Origin of the sequence: Pseudomonas sp. Xaverov 259, from assembly GCF_019352915.1 — a bacterium.
In the GTDB taxonomy this organism is placed as follows: Bacteria; Pseudomonadota; Gammaproteobacteria; order Pseudomonadales; family Pseudomonadaceae; genus Aquipseudomonas.
The window spans coordinates 14,990-31,899 of record NZ_JAAAFV010000001.1; the positions used below are offsets into that span (position 1 = coordinate 14,990).

Genomic DNA, 16,910 nt, shown 5'->3' on the forward strand with positions numbered 1-16,910 from the left:
CAGCTCCCACAGTTTGATCGTATTCGCTTTATCAATCAGCGACGGCTGCTGACCTCGGCGGGCACATCATCGCCGGCCATGCGCTTGCGAAACAGCGCCGTGCGCGCCAATAGCAACGTGGTCACCGGCACCGTGATTGCCAACAAAATCGGAATCAACCAGCCGTGCAGCACTGGCCCGGACTTGAGCACCGAAAAATAGATAATCGATGCCAATGCCACGCACCAGGCACCCAGCGTGGAGGCCAATGCCGGTGGGTGCATGCGCTGGAAGAAGTCCTTCATGCGCAACAACCCAATGGCACCAATCAGCGCAAACAGGCTGCTGAGCACCAGCAACACGGCCACGATCACTTCAACCCAGAGCGGCATCATTCAATCACCTCACCACGCAGCAGGAATTTCGCCAGGGCGAATGACCCGACAAAGCCAAACAGCGCAATCAGCAGCGCCGCTTCAAAGTAGGTGTCACTGGCATAACGAATGCCGAGCACCAGCATCATCAACATCGCCAGGATGTACAGGTAGTCCAGCGCCAGAACCCGGTCTTGCGCGGACGGGCCTTTGAACAGGCGCACCAGGGTCAGCACCATCGCCAGCGAGAAAAGGAACAGGCTTAACAGGATCGCATTGGAGAGCAGGGCGCTCATTCGAAGATCTCCATCAGGGGCCGCTCGTAGACGGCTTTGAAGTGCTCGATAAACGGCGCTTCATCGTCCAGATCGAATACGTGCAGCAACAGGATGCTGCGGTCCAGGGCCAGTTCCGACCAGACTGTGCCAGGCGTCACGCTGGTGATCATCGACAGTACGGCCAGGCCGTTGGGGTCACGCAGGTCGAGCGGGATTTTGATAAAACGTGAGCGCGGCGGGCGCGATCCGCAAGTCAGTACGCCCCAGGCCACGTGCAGATTGGAGACGATCACGTCGCGGCCCACCACGAAGAACAGGCGGATGATGACCCCGGGGCGACGAATGCGCACCGGTAGCGGGCGCAGTGGCGCCATCAGCAGCGGCGCGAGAAAGCCCAGCACCGCGCCCAGCAACAGGTTGCCTGGGCTGACCGATAGGTTCAGCACCAGCCACAGCACCCACAATGCCAGCGACAACCACGGGGCAGGGAACAGGCGCTTCATGGCTGCACCTCCAGGGCGGCGGATTTGGATTCAGGGCTCAGTACCGGACGCGTGGCCATCACCGCCATCACGTAGTGCTCAGGGTTATTCAGGCTGTCGGCGGTGGCCTGGGTGTAGCGCATCAACGGTTCAGCCTTGAAGGTCAGAAGAATGCTCAGGCCGAGCAAGAAGAAGATCGGCACACACTCGTAGCGGCGCAGCAGCGGCGATGGGCGCTCCTCCGGTGTCCAGAAGCGCTGGATGCCCAGGCGGGCGAAGGCGATCAGCGATGCCAGGCCCGACAAGATCAACAGCGCCACCAAACCCCAGGCCGCCGGGCGGATCGGCTCATCCACCGCGTTACCCAGGCCCATTGGGTTGACCAGCGCGCTCAACAGGCTGAGCTTGCCGATAAACCCGGACAACGGTGGCATGCCGATAATCAGCAGTGCGCAGGCGATAAAGCTCAAACCCAGGAAGGCCATGGTCCAGGGGATCACCTGGCCGACCACGGCTTTCTGCTCATCATCCAGGTTGACGCCGGGGCGTGGGTGCAACGACTCCATGGCCTTGGGCAGCGCATCGATTTCTTCATCCAGCGGCAGGTCATTGGCCGAGCGCGAACGCTCGATCAACTCGGCCAGCAGGAACAGCGCGCTCAGTGCGAGGGTCGAGCTGACCAGATAGAACAATGCCCCGGCGGTCAGGCTTGGCTGGGCAAAGCCTACCGACGACAGCAGGATCCCGGCCGACACCAGAATACTCAGGCTGGCCATCCGCTCCAGGCGCTGCGCGGCCACCATGGCCAGCGCCGCGCAGACGATGGTCGCCATGCCGCCGTACACCAGCCAGTCGCCGCCAAACAGCGCCGATGCACCGGCTTGCCCGGAGAACAGCAAGGTCCACAGGCGCAGCACGGTGTACACGCCGACCTTGGTCATGATCGCAAACATCGCCGCCACCGGCGCGCTGGCCGAGGAGTAGGCGGGTGCGAGCCAGAAGTTCAGTGGCCACATGCCGGCCTTGGCCAGGAAGGCAGTGGCGAGGATCGCTGCGCCAGCGTGCAACAGGCCGCGATCGGCTTCCGGCACCAGCGGGATTTTCAGCGCCAGGTCAGCAAAGTTCAGCGTGCCGGTGACCCCGTAGATCATCGCCGCGCCAATCAGGAACAGCGACGACGCCAACAGGTTGATGGCAATGTAATGCAGCCCCGACGACACCCGCGCGCGGCCGGAACCGTGCAGCATCAAGCCGTAGGACGCCGCCAGCAGCACCTCGAAGAACACGAACAGGTTGAACAGGTCCGCCGTCAGGAATGCACCGTACAAACCCATCAGCTGGATCTGGAACAGCGCATGGAAACTGGTACCGGCGCGGTCCCAGCGGGCCATGGCGAACAGCAGCGCGCTCACGCCGATAATGCCGGTGAGTACCAGCATCATCGCCGACAGTTGGTCCACCACCAGCACAATGCCGAAGGGCACCTGCCAGTTGCCCGGCAGGTACACGCCAATCGAGCCGGGGCCGCCTTGTTGCGTCCAGTACAGCAGCAGGATGGCGACACCCAGGCCGATGATGCTGGAGAACAGATTAATCTTGGCTTTCAACGGGCGGCGTTTTTCGCCGAGCATCAGCATCAGCGCGGCGGTCAGCAATGGCAGCAGGATCGGCGCGACGATCATTTGATTCATCCACGTCATTCCTTTGGCTCCCGACCGTCCACATGGTCAGTGCCGGTCAGCCCACGGGAGGCCAGCAGCACCACCAGAAACAACGCGGTCATGGCGAAGCTGATCACGATGGCCGTGAGTACCAAAGCCTGGGGCAGCGGATCGGTGTAGTTGAGCAGGTCCTGCGGCACGCCGTCCTTGATGATCGGCTCTTTACCGATAAACAGGCTACCCATGCTGAAGATGAACAGGTTGACCCCATACGACAGCAGGCACAGGCCCATGACGACCTGGAACGTCCGTGGGCGCAGGATCAGCCAGACGCCGGAGGCCGCCAGCACTCCAATGGCAATTGCGATGACTTCTTCCATCAGGCGGCTCCTTCGGTTACGGCAACGGCCTTGGGCTGGTTGCTCGGTTTATGCGCTCGCACCGACTGGTGACCGAGGGCGGTGAGCATCAACAGCGTGGAGCCGACGACCATGGCGTACACGCCGACGTCGAAGAACAACGCGCTGGCAATGTGGATATCGCCCAGCAGCGGCAGGCTGAAGTGCCAGGTGTGGGTGGTGAGGAACGGGTAGCCAGCAAACAGCGCGCCGAGCCCGGTCAAGGTGGCCGAAAGCAGGCCGAAGCCCATCCAGCGCATGGGCCGCAGGCTCATCTGCGCCTCGACCCATTGGGTGCCGGCGACCATGTATTGCAGGATAAACGCCACCGACATCACCAACCCCGCGACGAAACCGCCGCCCGGCTGGTTGTGGCCGCGCATGAACAGGTAGAACGACACCACCAGCGCAATCGGTAGCAGCAGGCGTACCAGCACCGCCGGCACCATCATAAAGCCCAAGGCGGTATCGCTGGCCTGTCGCGGGTTGACGAGATCGGTAGCCACGTCCGGCGCCAGTTGGCGCTGTTGTGGCGGCAATTCCATGCTCTCTTTGGAAGGGCGGAAGCGGCGCAGCAGGGCGTAGACGGTCAGCGCCACAGCGCCGAGCACGGTGATTTCGCCCAAGGTATCAAAGCCCCGGAAGTCCACCAGCATCACGTTCACCACGTTGCTGCCGCCGCCTTCGGGCAGGGCGCGGCTCAGGTAAAACGAGGAAATATCGTTGGGGGTCTGGCGGGTCAGCATTGCGTAGGAGAGCAGCGCCATGCCGCCACCCACCACGGTGGAGAGCAGGAAGTCACGCAGGCGACGGATGCGCGCCTTGCGCAACGAACTCGGCAGTGGCGAGACTTCTTCGATCCGCCGTGGCAACCAGCGCAAGCCCAGCAAAATCAACACGGTGGTGACCACTTCGACCACCAGTTGCGTCAGGGCCAGGTCTGGCGCCGAGAACCATACGAAGGTCACACAGGTGACCATGCCGCACACACTGACCATGGTCAGGGCTGCCAGACGGTGATACTTGGCTTGCCAGGCGGCGCCCAGTGCACAGGCGATGGCCAGCACCCACAGGGTCACGAACACGATGGAGCCGGGGATCTTCGGCCGGTCGCCCCAGCTGAGGCCGCTGTTGAGCATCGGGATCAACCCGGCAACCACCGCCGCCAGCACCAGCAGGAACAATTGGGTTTGCAGGCGCTTGGTGCTGATGCGTTTTTCGATACGGCGCACGCCGCGCATCATCACCACCAGGCTGCGCTCGAACATGCGCTTGCCGTTGAAGTAACTGATGATCGGCGGGTATTTGAAACGGCCACGTTTGAGCTGTTTGCGCAGCAGCAGGTACAGCACGATGCCGCCGGACATGGCCACCAGGCTCATGATCATTGGCGCATTCCAGCCGTGCCAGATGGCCAGGCTGTATTCGGGCAGCACCCCGCCGACCACCGGCAATGCGGCGGCGGCGAGGATCGAACCGACCACCTGGGCCGGGAAGATGCCAACCAGCAGGCAGGTAAACACCAGCAGCTCGACCGGCGCGCGCATCCAGCGCGGTGGCTCGTGGGGCGTGTGGGGCAGGTCGGTCGCGGGCGGGCCGAAGAACACATCGACGGTAAAGCGCAGGGCATAGGCCACGCTGAATGTACCGGCGATGGTCGCGATCAGCGGCAGGGCGATTTCTACCCACTGTGTCGCCGAGATAAACACGGTTTCGGCGAAGAACATCTCTTTGGACAGGAAGCCATTGAGCAACGGCACACCGGCCATGGACGCACTGGCCACCATCGCCAGGGTCGCGGTAAACGGGATCAGGCGTACCAGGCCACTGAGCTTGCGGATATCCCGCGTTCCGCTTTCGTGGTCGATGATGCCGGCGGCCATGAACAGCGAGGCCTTGAAAGTGGCGTGGTTAAGGATATGGAACACCGCAGCGACGGCGGCCAGCGGGCTGTTGAGGCCCAGCAGCAGGGTGATCAGCCCGAGGTGGCTGATGGTGGAGTAGGCCAGCAGGCCCTTGAGATCATTCTGAAACATGGCGCAGTAGGCGCCGAGGAGAAGGGTGAGTGCGCCGGCACCGCCGACGATCCAGAACCATTCTTCGCTGCCGGACAGCGACGGCCACAGGCGGGCCAGCAGGAACACGCCGGCCTTCACCATCGTCGCCGAGTGCAGGTAAGCCGATACGGGCGTGGGTGCCGCCATGGCGTGGGGCAGCCAGAAGTGGAAGGGGAACTGTGCGCTCTTGCTCAAGGCGCCGATCAGCACCAGGGCCAGCATCACCGGGTACAGCGAATGCGCGCGAATCTGATCGCCCGCCGCCAGCACCAGGTCCAGGTCGTAGCTGCCGACGATATGCCCCAGCAGCATCACGCCTGCCAGCAGGCACAAGCCGCCGGCGCCGGTGACCATCAGTGCCATATAGGCACCGCGCCTGGCATCGGCGCGGTGGTGCCAATAGCCGATCAGCAGGAACGAGAACAGGCTGGTCAGTTCCCAGAAGAACACGATCTGGATCAGGTTGCCGGAGATCACCAGCCCGAGCATGGCGCCCATAAACGCCAGGAAAAACGCAAAGAAGCGCGGTACCGGATCGTCCGGCGACATGTAATAACGCGCATACAGCGCCACCAGCGTGCCGATGCCCAGCACCAGCATCGAGAACAGCCAGGCAAACCCGTCCATGCGTAGCACGAAGTTGAGCCCGAGGCTGGGCAACCACATGAATTCTTCGCGGATCACGCCACCGTGGGCGATCTGAGGGTAGAGCAGGGCGACTTGAATGGTGCCGACCAGGGCCACAAGGCCGGCCAACAGGGATTCGGTGTTACGTGCATTATGCGGCAGCAAGGCCGCCAGACAGCTGCCGATAAAAGGCAGAAGCAGTAGAACTATCAGGGACATAGGCTTCTAATCTGCGGGAGTTTGGGATGCATCATACGTGCCGCTTTCTCGATCACCAAACGGCAAGATGTGGCAGGATCCTACAAGGTAGGCCGAAAACCCCCATTTGGCATTGTTTCGGGCCTGATCGTTCCCACGCTCTGCGTGGGAATGCCGCCCTGGACGCTCCGCGTCCCAACTGCTTATGCAGCCGTGTGCCTTGCGCAAGGGTGACGCGGAGCGTCACAGGATGCATGCCCACGCAGAGCGTGGGAACGATCGGGTCAGGGGGCTTCCTGTTCCAGTTCGATTGATTTTTCAGCTTCTCGCTGATTGCGTGTCTTCATCTCACTCACAATCACCGCCGCCACAATCAACGCCGCGCCCACCATCGCTATTGGCGGAAAACGCTCCCCCGCAATCCGTCCGATTACACCGGCCCATACCGGTTCCCCGGCATAGATCAACGTGGCACGGGTTGGCGAAACACTCTGCTGCGCCCAGTTCATCGCTACCTGGATCACCGCACTGGTCAAGCCCAGGCCCACCGCGCTGAATACCAGCAACCACGAAAACCCCGGCAAGGCTTCACCCATCGGCACCACCATCAGGAATGACAACAACGACGCCGTGGCCAGTTGCACCACCGTGACCCGTCGCACATCCACCTGCCCGGCATAGGCACCAATGAGGATAATTTCGGCCGCCACCGCGATTGCGCAAATCAGCGTGGCAATCTCACCGGGGCTGAAGTTGAGGGACGCACCGGTCGGGCCTGTGAGCAGCATCAACCCGGTAAACGCCAGCATGATGCCAATGCTCGGCATCAGGCCTGGGCGACGCCCCAGCACCAGCCACTGCAACAGCGGTACGCAAGGCACATACAGCGCTGTGATGAACGCCGACTGGCTGCTTGGGATGGTCTGCAAGCCGATCGTCTGCATGCCGTAACCGAACATGATCGAGGTGCCGATGAAGGCGCCGGCTTTCAACTCGAACAAGGTCAGGCCGCGCAAGGTGCGCAACGAAAAGAACCCCACCACAATCGCCGCCGCCGCAAACCGCAGGCCCACGAAAAACATCGGCCCGCTGACGGTCAGGGCGTGCTGCACCAGCAAAAACGTGCCACCCCAGATCATGGTGATCACCACCAGGATGCATTCGGCTTTGCTGAAACGGTTGAAACGTGGGGAGGCGTTCGGGACGGTCATGGCGGCTCGGTCTTGCAAGGGAAAGGTACGGACCGCACAATGCGCCGCACGCTGGGCAGTATACTGCGCACACCCACCCATTGAGCAATATAGTGCACAAAGAAAATCCACAACGGGCTTCGGTCCTGCAACACGTCAGCCAGAACGTCCGTCGCCTGCGCCATGCTGCGGATCTGAGCCAGACTGCGCTCTCGGAAAAGTCCGGGGTCAGCCGGCGCATGCTGGTGGCCATCGAGGCGGGCGAGAAGAATGTCAGCCTGTCCACGCTGGACCGCGTCGCCGAAGCCTTGGACGTGGCCTTCAGCGACCTTATCCAGGCCCCGGATGCCGGTGATCACAGCCGCATCAACGAGCTGGCGTGGGCCGGTGACATTCCCGGCAGTAAAGCGGTGTTGCTGGCCAAGGCCACCGCGCGGCGTGAAGTCGAGTTGTGGGAGATGCACCTGGAACCGGGTGATCGCTACAGCCCCGACCCCGACCCGGACGGCTGGAGCGTGCAGCTGTTCGTGTTCGAAGGCTGCCTGACCTTGCTGGTGGGCGAGCAAGAAAAACACGTGGCGGCCGGTGAGTTCTACATGTTCGCCAGCCGCAACGTGCACGGCTATCGCAATGACGGCAAGGTGGCCGTGCGATTTGTGCGCAACGTGGTGATCTAACTGTTGCCCCGGCAACAGTGGATGCACACTTTGCTGGTTTGAAACGCGCTCAACAGCCGCTTAAAGCCAGTAAAAGCCTGATTTTGTTGACGATTAAATTCAGGCACGACTCCTGCAATCGCTCCGGTATCCCATCGGAGCCTGGAGTCGGCCCATGTCAGCCCACCCTCAACAACCTGCCCACATCATCCGTTCGGATGCCGAAGCCATTGAAGTCGCGACTCGCTTGGCTGTGCGCTTTGCCGTCGACGCCAGCGTGCGCGACCGCGAGCGGCGCCTGCCGGTGGCCGAGCTTGATGAGTTTTCTTCCAGCGGCCTGTGGGGCATCACCATTCCCAAGGCCTACGGTGGCGCCGAGGTGTCTTATGTAACGGTGGCCGAGGTGATCAAGTTGATCTCCGCCGCCGACCCGTCGCTGGGGCAAATTCCGCAGAACCACCTGGGCGTGGTGGACATCCTGCTGCAAACCGCCTGCGAAGAACAAAAGCGTCACTACTTCGGCAAGGTCCTGGCCGGCTACCGTTTCGGTAATGCTTTTTCCGAAGCCAAGAGCAAAAACGCCGGCACCTTCGACACTCAGATTCGTTTTGACGGCGACACGGCTTCTATCAACGGCGAGAAGTTCTACTGCACCGGCGCGTTGTTCGCCCACCTGGTGCCCACGGTCGGCAACAACGAGAACGGCCAGGCGTTTATTGCCTTTGTCGAACGCGATGCGCCGGGCCTCAGCGTGATTGACAGCTGGGATGGCTTCGGCCAGCGCACCACCGCCAGTGGCGGCGTGACCCTCGACGGCGTGAGCGTGCCCCTTAGCGCGGTCATTCCTGCGCACCAAGCCTTCGATCAGCCCACCGCCAACGGCCCGATCTCGCAGATTATTCAGGCCGCCGTCGATACCGGCATCGCCCTGGGCGCCCTCGAACAGGCAAAAATCTACGCCCGCCAGGCGCGGCCCTGGATCGACAGCCAACAGGATCACGGCTGGCAAGACCCGTTCACCATCGCGGCTATTGGCGATCTGGAATGGCGTGTGCACGGTACCGAAGCGATCCTCGCCAAGGCCGGCAAAGCCGTCGACCTGGCCCTGGCCGAGCCCAACGAAGACACAGTCGCCAACGCCTCGCTGGTGGTCGCCCAGGCCAAAGTGCTGTCGGCCGAAACCGCCTTGCTCGCCAGCAGCAAACTCTTCGAACTGGCGGGCACCCGCTCGGTGACCGGCAAGCACAACCTCGACCGCTTCTGGCGCAACGCGCGCACCCACACCCTGCACGACCCGGCCCGCTGGAAATACCACCTGATCGGCAACTTCGTGCTCAACGGCGTAAAGCCTGCGCGCCACGCCTGGAACTGAGGATATGTATTCATGACCGCCCTGAATCAAGCGCGCCAACTGCTGGAAAACACCCTGCGTTTTGTACAAACCAGCGATGACCCTTACGTGATCAGCCGTTTCGGCGACTTGCAGATCCGCGTCGACGTGGCCGCTGCGTTGTTTGAACGCGCCGAAACCCACCCAAGCCCGGTGGCGTTGACCGAGGCGCAAATTGCCGCCGCAGAAGCTCTGATCGCTGCCAGCAATGCCGAATTTGAACTCACCGGGCAACGCACCGCGCTGGCGTCGCCCCTCGATGACCCACTGCGCCGCAAGTACCAGATCGTCGGCAACTACCACCTCAACGGAGTGCTTTGATGTCCCGTGAAATCCGCTTGAATGCCTTCGACATGAACTGCGTCGGCCACCAATCTCCCGGCCTGTGGGCGCACCCGCGTGACCGTTCGTGGCAGTACAAAGACCTGGAATACTGGACGGACCTGGCGAAAATTCTTGAGCGTGGCAAGTTTGACGGCCTGTTTATCGCCGACGTGCTGGGTATCTACGACGTGTACAACGGCAACGGCGACGCGGCAATTCGCCAGGCGGCACAAGTGCCGGTCAACGACCCGCTGTCGCTGATTGCGCCGATGGCGTTGGTCACCGAGCACCTGGGGTTCGGCCTGACCGCTTCGTTGTCGTTTGAACATCCGTATCCGTTCGCTCGCAGGCTCTCAACCCTCGATCACCTGACCAAGGGCCGCGTCGGCTGGAACATCGTTACGTCTTATCTGGAGAGCGGCGCCAAGAACCTCGGCCAGAAAGCCCAGACGGAACACGATGCGCGCTACGACTACGCCGAGGAATACCTGGAGGTTTGCTACAAACTCTGGGAAGGCAGCTGGGAAGAGGGCGCCGTGCTGCGTGATCGCGAGCGCCGCATTTTCAGCGACCCGAGCAAAATCCACGAGATTCGCCATGTCGGCAAGCACTTCCAGGTGCCTGGCATTCACCTGTGCGAGCCGTCGCCGCAGCGCACGCCAGTGTTGTACCAGGCCGGGGCCTCCAGTCGTGGCAAACAGTTTGCTGCCGAACAGGCCGAGTGCGTGTTCGTGGCCGCACCCTCCAAGGTGCTGCTGAAAAAAACCGTCGCCGACATCCGCCGCCGTGCCGCCGAGGCCGGGCGTGATCCGAAGAAAATCCTGATCTTCAACTTGCAGACAGTGATCGTTGGCGAGACCGATGCCAAGGCCAAAGCAAAGTTTGACGAATACAAATCCTATGTCAGCTATGAAGGTGCAATGGCACTGATCTCCGGCTGGACCGGCATCGACTTCAGCCAGTTCAAGCCCGATGAACCGCTCAAACACGTACACACCAACGCGATTCAATCGGCGGTGGAAGCCTTCTCCACGGCGGACCCGAACAAGGTCTGGACGCCGAATGAACTGGCCGACTGGGTCGGCATTGGCGGCTTTGGCCCGTTGTTTGTCGGCAGCCCGCAAACCGTGGCGGACCTGTTGCAGGAATGGGTCGAAGAGACCGACGTGGACGGCTTCAACCTGGCCTACGCGCTGACCCACGAAACCTTCATCGACGCCGTGGACCTGCTCGTGCCGGAGCTGCAAAAGCGCGGCGTGTACAAGACCGAGTACGCCCAGGGTACCTTGCGCGAAAAGCTGTTCGGCGACGGTGCGCGGCTGGCGCCAAATCATCCGGGTGCCGGCTACCGAAATTTATCAGGTGTACATCGGGCCAATGTGGGAGCGGGCTTGCTCGCGAATGCGGACTGATATTCACCATTGATGGTGACTGAACCACCGCTTTCGCGAGCAAGCCCGCTCCCACATTTTGATCTTCATTGTTTGATCTATATTGGCCAGCGGACCACCGCACGCACATTACTTGAATAGGAGCATTACCCCTATGAGCGTGCACGAACTCAAACGTCCGCTGGCGCTGGAATGGCCCGCCGAACTGCTCGGCAACCTGCCCAAAGCCCTGGAACAATTGCAGCACTGGGCGCAGCTCACCCCGCTGCACATCGCCCTGCGCCACAAGCGCCAGGGCCGGTGGTATGCCTGGCGCTGGATCGACGTGTTGCGCGACGTCGAGCGCCTGGCCGACGGCTTGCGACAGCAGGGTTTCAGCGCGCAGTCACGCTTGGCCTTAAGCGCAACATTCGAGCCTAACCTGCTGCTGTTGGCGCTGGCCGCGCAGTCTGTCGGCGGGCAGGTGTTGACCCTGGCCGATGACCTGGAGCCAGAAGCCCTGTACCAACAGCTATGGCGCATTCACCCCAGCCATTCGTATGCCCAGGGCCGTCAGCAGGTGCGGCATTGGCAGTCGGCCAATCCGTTGGATTTCACCCAGTTGCTCGGCCCGGTGGACCCGGCGCAGCATCTGCAGCGCTGGTGGCAACCGAGCGGTGAAACCGTGTTGTGGAGTGAGGAGGGCACCCACTGGCAAGGCGGCCTTGCGGTGGTGCTGGAGCAATGGTTGAACAGCGGCCACGGCCTGGCGTTTCCGGAGAGCCAAGCCTCGGCCCGGCGCGATCGCGGTGAAGTCGCGCCGAGCGGCCTGTTGCTGTCACCAGAGCGTTTACAACACCTGGCCGATGAGATCGAAAGCCGCTTGGCGCCCCACGGCACCTGGCGCCGACGCTTGTGCGACTGGGCCATCGCTCACCCACAAAGTGGCCTGCGACGCCTGTTGAAAAATCGCGTTCGCAGGCTGCTGGGCTTTCAACGGTTGACCTACATCTGGCAGCCACCCAGCACGCAAACAACCAGCAGCGATCCAGTCTGGCTGGCTGAATTCAAACGGGACATCGCATGAGCCAGACCATTCTCAAAGTGCGCGATATCTCGCTGTCATTCAAAGGCGTCAAGGCCATCAATGCCTTGTCCTTTGAGGTGCAGCGCGGTGAAATCTGTGCGCTGATCGGCCCCAACGGCGCCGGTAAAAGTTCGCTGCTCAATGTGCTTAACGGTGTGTACCGCTTCGATGCCGGTGAGATTGTGTTTGAGCAACAACACTTCCACCGCATCGACCCTTTGGGCGCGGCGCGTCGAGGTATTGGGCGGACTTTTCAGAACAACGCACTGTTCAAGAAAATGAGCGTGCTCGACAACATCCTCACCGGCCTGTCGCGGCATATGCGCACCCACTTTATCGAGCAGGCCCTGGGCTTGCCGCGCGCCCGCCGTGAGGCCGAAGCCTTTCGCCTGCGCGGCCAAGGCATCCTCGAGTTTCTCGAACTGCAAGCGCACCGCGATGTGCTGGTGGGCAACCTCTCCTACGGCTTGCAAAAACGCGTGGAGCTGGGCCGAGCGCTGATCGCCGGCCCCAGCCTGTTGTTGCTGGACGAGCCCATGGCCGGCATGAACGCCGAGGAAAAACAGGAAATGGCGCGCTTCGTCGCCGACGTAAACCGCGACCTCGGCACCACCGTGGTGTTGATCGAACACGACATCGGCGTGGTGATGGGCCTGTCCCACCACGTGGTGGTGCTCGACTACGGGCGCAAAGTCGGCGACGGCACACCGGCGCAGGTGCAGGCCGACCCCGAGGTGATCGCGGCGTACCTGGGAGTCGCGCACCCATGACCTTTTTCTTTGAAACCCTGCTCGGCGGCCTGCTCGCCGGCACCATGTACTCGCTGGTCGCCATCGGTTTCGTACTGATCTACAAGGCCAGCGGTGTGTTCAATTTCGCCCAGGGCTCGATGCTGCTGTTTGCCGCGCTGACCTTTGTCAGCCTGCATGACCAGGGTGTGCCCTTTGCCTTGGCGTTGCTGCTGACGGTAATCGTGATGATCATCGGCGCCTTGCTCATCGAGCGGCTGGTACTGCGCCCGCTGGTGAACCGCTCGCAGATCACCCTGTTCATGGCCACCTTGGGCCTGTCGTTCATCATCGAAGGCCTGGCCCAAGGGCTGATGGGCTCGCAAGTGCGTGCGCTGGATTTGGGCATCGACGACGTGCCGCTGTTTGTCGGCCCGCTGATGCTCAGCCAGTTCGACCTGATCGCTGCGGCGGCGGCCGTGGTGCTGGTGAGCGTGCTGGCGCTGCTGTTCAACAAGACCCGCATCGGCGTGTCGTTGCGCGCCGTGGCGGATGACACCACAGCGGCGCTGTCCATCGGCATCAACCTCAATCGTATCTGGCAGATCGTCTGGGCCGTGGCCGGTATTGTCGGGTTGGTGGCGGGGTTGCTGTGGGGCGCACGCCAAGGCGTGCAGTTCTCACTCTCGCTGGTGGTGCTCAAGGCCTTGCCGGTGCTGATCATCGGCGGCTTCACTTCGATTGGCGGCGCGATTGTCGGCGGGCTGATTGTCGGCGCGGCGGAGAACCTCGCCGAGGTGTACATCGGCCCGCTGATCGGTGGCGGCATCACGCCGTGGTTCGCTTATGTATTGGCCTTGGCCTTCCTGTATATCCGTCCCGCCGGCCTGTTCGGCGAGCGCGCCATCGAGCGAGTCTGAAACCATGTCGATACCCGTTGTTCAAGAAACCGCGCCGTGGCTGCTGATCCAGCGGCGCTTGCCCTGGGGCCTGATCGGCGTATTGGCAGTGGCCTTTATTGGCGTGCCGCTGTGGGGCAATGACTATTGGCTGAATGCGATCCTGATCCCGTTTCTGGTGCTGTCGCTGGCCGGTCTGGGCCTGAACCTGCTCACCGGCTACACCGGGCAAACCTCTGTGGGCGCGGCGGGTTTCATGGCCGTTGGCGCGTTTGCCACCTACGGTTTTCTGTTGCGTCTGCCCGAGTTGGGCCTGCCGGTGGCGCTGCTCGGCGGTGGGGTGATCAGCGCGCTGGTTGGGCTGTTATTTGGTTTGCCCAGCTCGCGGATCAAAGGCTTCTACTTGATGGTCACCACCCTGGCGGCGCAGTTCTTTTTGGAGTGGCTGTTCGTCAAATTCCCCTGGTTTTACAACTACGGCTCCTCCGGGACCATTTCCGCGCCGAAGCTTTCGCTGTTCGGCCATGACCTCAATACGCCGCTGGGCCGTTACTGGCTGACGTTGGTCACGGTGCTGCTGTTGACCTGGACCGCCATCAACCTGGTGCGCAGCCAGGTGGGGCGTAACTGGATGGCGATCCGCGACATGGACACCGCCGCCGCCGTGGTCGGCATCCCGGTGGTGCGCTACAAGCGCCTGGCATTCGCGGTCAGTTCGTTCTACCTGGGGATTGCCGGTGCGCTGTGGGCGTTCGCCTACCTGGGCACGGCCAGCGCCAGCAGTTTCGATATCAACCGCTCGTTCCAGATCCTGTTCATCATCATTATCGGCGGCATGGGCAGCATTGCCGGCAACTTTGTCGGCGCGGCATTCATCAGCTTATTGCCGATTTTCCTCAGCCACGCCGGGCAGGCGCTGTTCGGTGGCTCGGTGGATGCGGGGCAGTTGCAGAACCTGCAAAAAATCATCTTTGGCGTGTTGATCATCGTGTTCCTGATCAAGGAACCCGAAGGCTTGATTCGCCTGTTGCACACCCTACGTGACCGTCTGCGGCAATGGCCGCTGCGTTTCTAACATTCCCTCAAGAGAATCCAACATGCGTGCAACCTTGAAACGTTCTCTGCTCGGCGCCGCCTTCGCGCTGGCAGCCCTGGCCGGTGCGGTGCCCCAGGCCATTGCCTCGCCCGACCAGCAATTTATCCCGCTGGCCACCTACCGCGTCGGCGCCTATGCCTCCAGCGGCGTGCAGGTGTGGGCCGGGATGATCGACTACCTGCGTTACATCAACGAGGTTGAAGGCGGCATTAATGGTGTCAAGCTGGTGTGGCAGGAATGTGAGACCGAATGGACGGCGGAGAAGGGCATCGAGTGCTACGAGCGCTTCAAGAATGGCCTGGATGGCGCGCCGGTCGCGGTGTACCAGCCTAACGGCGCACCGGCCGCCTATGCCCTGAGCGAGCGCGCGGAAGTCGACAAGATCCCGTTGATTACCCTCGGTTATGGCCGCACCGAAGCCACCGACGGCACGGTATTCCCGTATAACTTTCCGGTGATGCTGACCTTCTACAGCGAAGCGTCGACCTTGGTGAACTACATTGCCCAGCGCGAAGGCGGCTTCGACAAACTCAAGGGCAAGAAGATTGCCACGGTCTATCACGACTCGGCCTACGGTCGCGAAACCCTCGGCCCGTTGAAGTTGTTGGCCGAGAAATACGGCTTTGAAAATATCCAGATTCCAGTAGCCGACCCGGGCAACGAGCAATCAGCACAATGGCGTCAGGTGCGCCAGGCCAACCCGGACTGGGTGTTTTTGCGCACCTGGGGCGTGTCCACGCCGGTGGCGGTGAAGACCGCTGCGCGCTTTGGCTTCCCGGTTGACCACATCATCGGCGATATCTGGGCCAGTTCCAGCGAAGACGTGCTGCCCGCAGGCGCCGCCGCCAAAGGCTATCTGGCGCTCACGCCCTATCCGGCAGGCGCCGATTTCGAGATCCACAAACGCCTCAAACAGTCCATCCTCGACAAGGGCCACAGCGACCTCAAGGACCTGAAAAACTTCGGCAGCGTCTACTACAACTCGGGCCTGGTGAACGCCGCCGTGGCGGTGGAAGCGATCCGCACTGCCCAGGCCAAATTCGGCAAGCGCCCGCTTAATGGTGAAGAGGGCCGTTGGGGCCTGGAGCATCTGAATATCGATGACACACGCCTCAAAGCCATGGGCTATTTTGGCCTGATGCAGAACCTCAAGTTGTCGTGCCGCGACCATGAGGGCGGCGGCTCGGCGCGCGTGCAACAGTGGGATGGCGCCAACTGGACGCTGATCAGCGACTGGATCGCCGCCGACCGTGCGCTGCTGCGCCCGCTGATCGATGAAAAGTCCGCTGCGTTCGCCAAGGAAAAAGGCCTGACGCCGCGCACTTGCACCGGGGATGAATAAGCCATGAGCCAGCCCGCCGCTGAACCTGCGAGCCCGTCGCTGTTAAACGTCAATGACATCGAAGTGATCTACGACGGCGCCATTCTGGCGGTGGCCGGGGTCTCGCTGCACGTTCCAAAGGGCGCCATCGTGGCGTTGCTGGGGGCCAACGGTGCCGGCAAAAGCACCACGCTCAAGGCCATTTCGGGGCTGGTACGCGCCGAACGCGCCGAGGTCAGCCGTGGCGTGATCGAGTATGCCGGCCGCGACCTGGCGGGTATCGACCCCAGCCAGCGGGTGCGCCAGGGCATGGTCCATGTGCTGGAAGGCCGCCATGTGTTCGGCCAACTGAGCGTGGAAGACAACCTGCGCAGCGGCGGGTTCGTGCGGCGCTTGAGCCGCAAAGACATGGAGCATGACCTGGAGCGCATCTACGCCTGGTTCCCACGCCTCAAGACCAAGCGCCACACCCGCGCCGGGTTCACCTCGGGCGGCGAGCAACAGATGGTCGCGATTGGCCGCGCCTTGATGACCCGGCCGACGTTAGTCTTGCTCGACGAGCCCTCCATGGGTCTGGCGCCGATGATCGTGCAAGAGATTTTCGCGATAATCGCCCAGCTTAACCGCGAGCAGCAGGTGAGCTTCCTGATCGCCGAGCAGAACATCAATGTCGCGCTCACCTATGCCTCCCACGGCTATGTGCTGGATACTGGGCGCGTGGTGTTGAGCGGCAGCGCGGCTGAACTGCTGGCGCGCGGCGATTTGCATGATATTTATCTGGGCAAACAGTAAGGG

17 protein-coding genes are annotated in these 16,910 nt (G+C 62.1%); 10 read left to right on the plus strand and 7 right to left on the minus strand.

Annotated elements, in window-relative coordinates; translation table 11 throughout:
• Nucleotides 1-35 precede the first annotated feature (35 nt).
• From K0H48_RS00075 to K0H48_RS00105, 7 genes are all read right to left on the minus strand, one after another.
• Complete coding sequence (locus K0H48_RS00075) at nucleotides 36-374, minus strand: Na+/H+ antiporter subunit G (protein WP_017137536.1); 339 nt, start codon at nucleotides 372-374, stop codon at nucleotides 36-38.
• Entirely contained in the window at nucleotides 371-649 is a 279-nt protein-coding gene (locus K0H48_RS00080; RefSeq protein ID WP_038846025.1) for a K+/H+ antiporter subunit F, read from the minus strand. The genes K0H48_RS00075 and K0H48_RS00080 overlap by 4 nt, the downstream gene beginning before the upstream one ends.
• Nucleotides 646-1,134: a Na+/H+ antiporter subunit E gene (locus K0H48_RS00085; protein WP_219265512.1), complete on the minus strand. Its 489-nt coding sequence runs from the start codon at nucleotides 1,132-1,134 to the stop codon at nucleotides 646-648. Before K0H48_RS00085 ends, K0H48_RS00080 begins: the two co-directional genes overlap by 4 nt.
• Nucleotides 1,131-2,813: a monovalent cation/H+ antiporter subunit D gene (locus K0H48_RS00090; RefSeq protein WP_219265515.1), complete on the minus strand. Its 1,683-nt coding sequence runs from the start codon at nucleotides 2,811-2,813 to the stop codon at nucleotides 1,131-1,133. Before K0H48_RS00090 ends, K0H48_RS00085 begins: the two co-directional genes overlap by 4 nt.
• Nucleotides 2,810-3,154 carry a Na+/H+ antiporter subunit C gene (locus tag K0H48_RS00095; RefSeq protein WP_003192163.1) on the minus strand — a complete coding sequence of 115 codons (345 nt, stop codon included), beginning with the start codon at nucleotides 3,152-3,154 and terminating at the stop codon, nucleotides 2,810-2,812. Before K0H48_RS00095 ends, K0H48_RS00090 begins: the two co-directional genes overlap by 4 nt.
• The gene (locus K0H48_RS00100; RefSeq protein WP_219265517.1) at nucleotides 3,154-6,075 is read right to left on the minus strand and encodes a monovalent cation/H+ antiporter subunit A; all 2,922 of its coding nucleotides are present in this window, start codon (nucleotides 6,073-6,075) and stop codon (nucleotides 3,154-3,156) included. Before K0H48_RS00100 ends, K0H48_RS00095 begins: the two co-directional genes overlap by 1 nt.
• Nucleotides 6,076-6,338: 263 nt before the next feature.
• Nucleotides 6,339-7,265 (minus strand): DMT family transporter, encoded by a 927-nt coding sequence (locus K0H48_RS00105; RefSeq protein WP_219265520.1) that lies wholly within the window; start codon nucleotides 7,263-7,265, stop codon nucleotides 6,339-6,341.
• 92 nt (nucleotides 7,266-7,357) lie between these two features.
• On the opposite strand from K0H48_RS00105, the gene K0H48_RS00110 reads away from it, so the two are divergent.
• The 10 genes from K0H48_RS00110 (at nucleotide 7,358) to K0H48_RS00155 (ending at nucleotide 16,907) form a co-directional block, all read left to right on the plus strand.
• Complete coding sequence (locus K0H48_RS00110) at nucleotides 7,358-7,921, plus strand: XRE family transcriptional regulator (RefSeq protein WP_219265522.1); 564 nt, start codon at nucleotides 7,358-7,360, stop codon at nucleotides 7,919-7,921.
• 154 nt (nucleotides 7,922-8,075) lie between these two features.
• Nucleotides 8,076-9,272 (plus strand): SfnB family sulfur acquisition oxidoreductase, encoded by a 1,197-nt coding sequence (locus K0H48_RS00115; RefSeq protein WP_219265528.1) that lies wholly within the window; start codon nucleotides 8,076-8,078, stop codon nucleotides 9,270-9,272.
• 12 nt (nucleotides 9,273-9,284) lie between these two features.
• Nucleotides 9,285-9,611: an acyl-CoA dehydrogenase gene (locus tag K0H48_RS00120; RefSeq protein WP_219265530.1), complete on the plus strand. Its 327-nt coding sequence runs from the start codon at nucleotides 9,285-9,287 to the stop codon at nucleotides 9,609-9,611.
• Nucleotides 9,611-11,026 (plus strand): LLM class flavin-dependent oxidoreductase, encoded by a 1,416-nt coding sequence (locus tag K0H48_RS00125; RefSeq protein WP_138814886.1) that lies wholly within the window; start codon nucleotides 9,611-9,613, stop codon nucleotides 11,024-11,026. The genes K0H48_RS00120 and K0H48_RS00125 overlap by 1 nt, the downstream gene beginning before the upstream one ends.
• Nucleotides 11,027-11,159: 133 nt before the next feature.
• Nucleotides 11,160-12,071 carry an AMP-binding protein gene (locus K0H48_RS00130; RefSeq protein ID WP_219265532.1) on the plus strand — a complete coding sequence of 304 codons (912 nt, stop codon included), beginning with the start codon at nucleotides 11,160-11,162 and terminating at the stop codon, nucleotides 12,069-12,071.
• Nucleotides 12,068-12,841, plus strand: a complete 774-nt coding sequence (locus K0H48_RS00135) for an ABC transporter ATP-binding protein (RefSeq protein WP_219265534.1) — start codon at nucleotides 12,068-12,070, stop codon at nucleotides 12,839-12,841. Before K0H48_RS00130 ends, K0H48_RS00135 begins: the two co-directional genes overlap by 4 nt.
• Nucleotides 12,838-13,719, plus strand: coding sequence for a branched-chain amino acid ABC transporter permease (locus K0H48_RS00140; RefSeq protein ID WP_219265536.1), 882 nt, complete (start codon nucleotides 12,838-12,840; stop codon nucleotides 13,717-13,719). Before K0H48_RS00135 ends, K0H48_RS00140 begins: the two co-directional genes overlap by 4 nt.
• Nucleotides 13,720-13,723: 4 nt before the next feature.
• Entirely contained in the window at nucleotides 13,724-14,773 is a 1,050-nt protein-coding gene (locus K0H48_RS00145; protein ID WP_219265538.1) for a branched-chain amino acid ABC transporter permease, read from the plus strand.
• 22 nt (nucleotides 14,774-14,795) lie between these two features.
• Entirely contained in the window at nucleotides 14,796-16,136 is a 1,341-nt protein-coding gene (locus K0H48_RS00150; protein WP_219265539.1) for an ABC transporter substrate-binding protein, read from the plus strand.
• Nucleotides 16,137-16,139: 3 nt separating this feature from the next.
• The gene (locus K0H48_RS00155) at nucleotides 16,140-16,907 is read left to right on the plus strand and encodes an ABC transporter ATP-binding protein (RefSeq protein ID WP_219265541.1); all 768 of its coding nucleotides are present in this window, start codon (nucleotides 16,140-16,142) and stop codon (nucleotides 16,905-16,907) included.
• The last annotated feature ends 3 nt before the right edge of the window (nucleotides 16,908-16,910 follow it).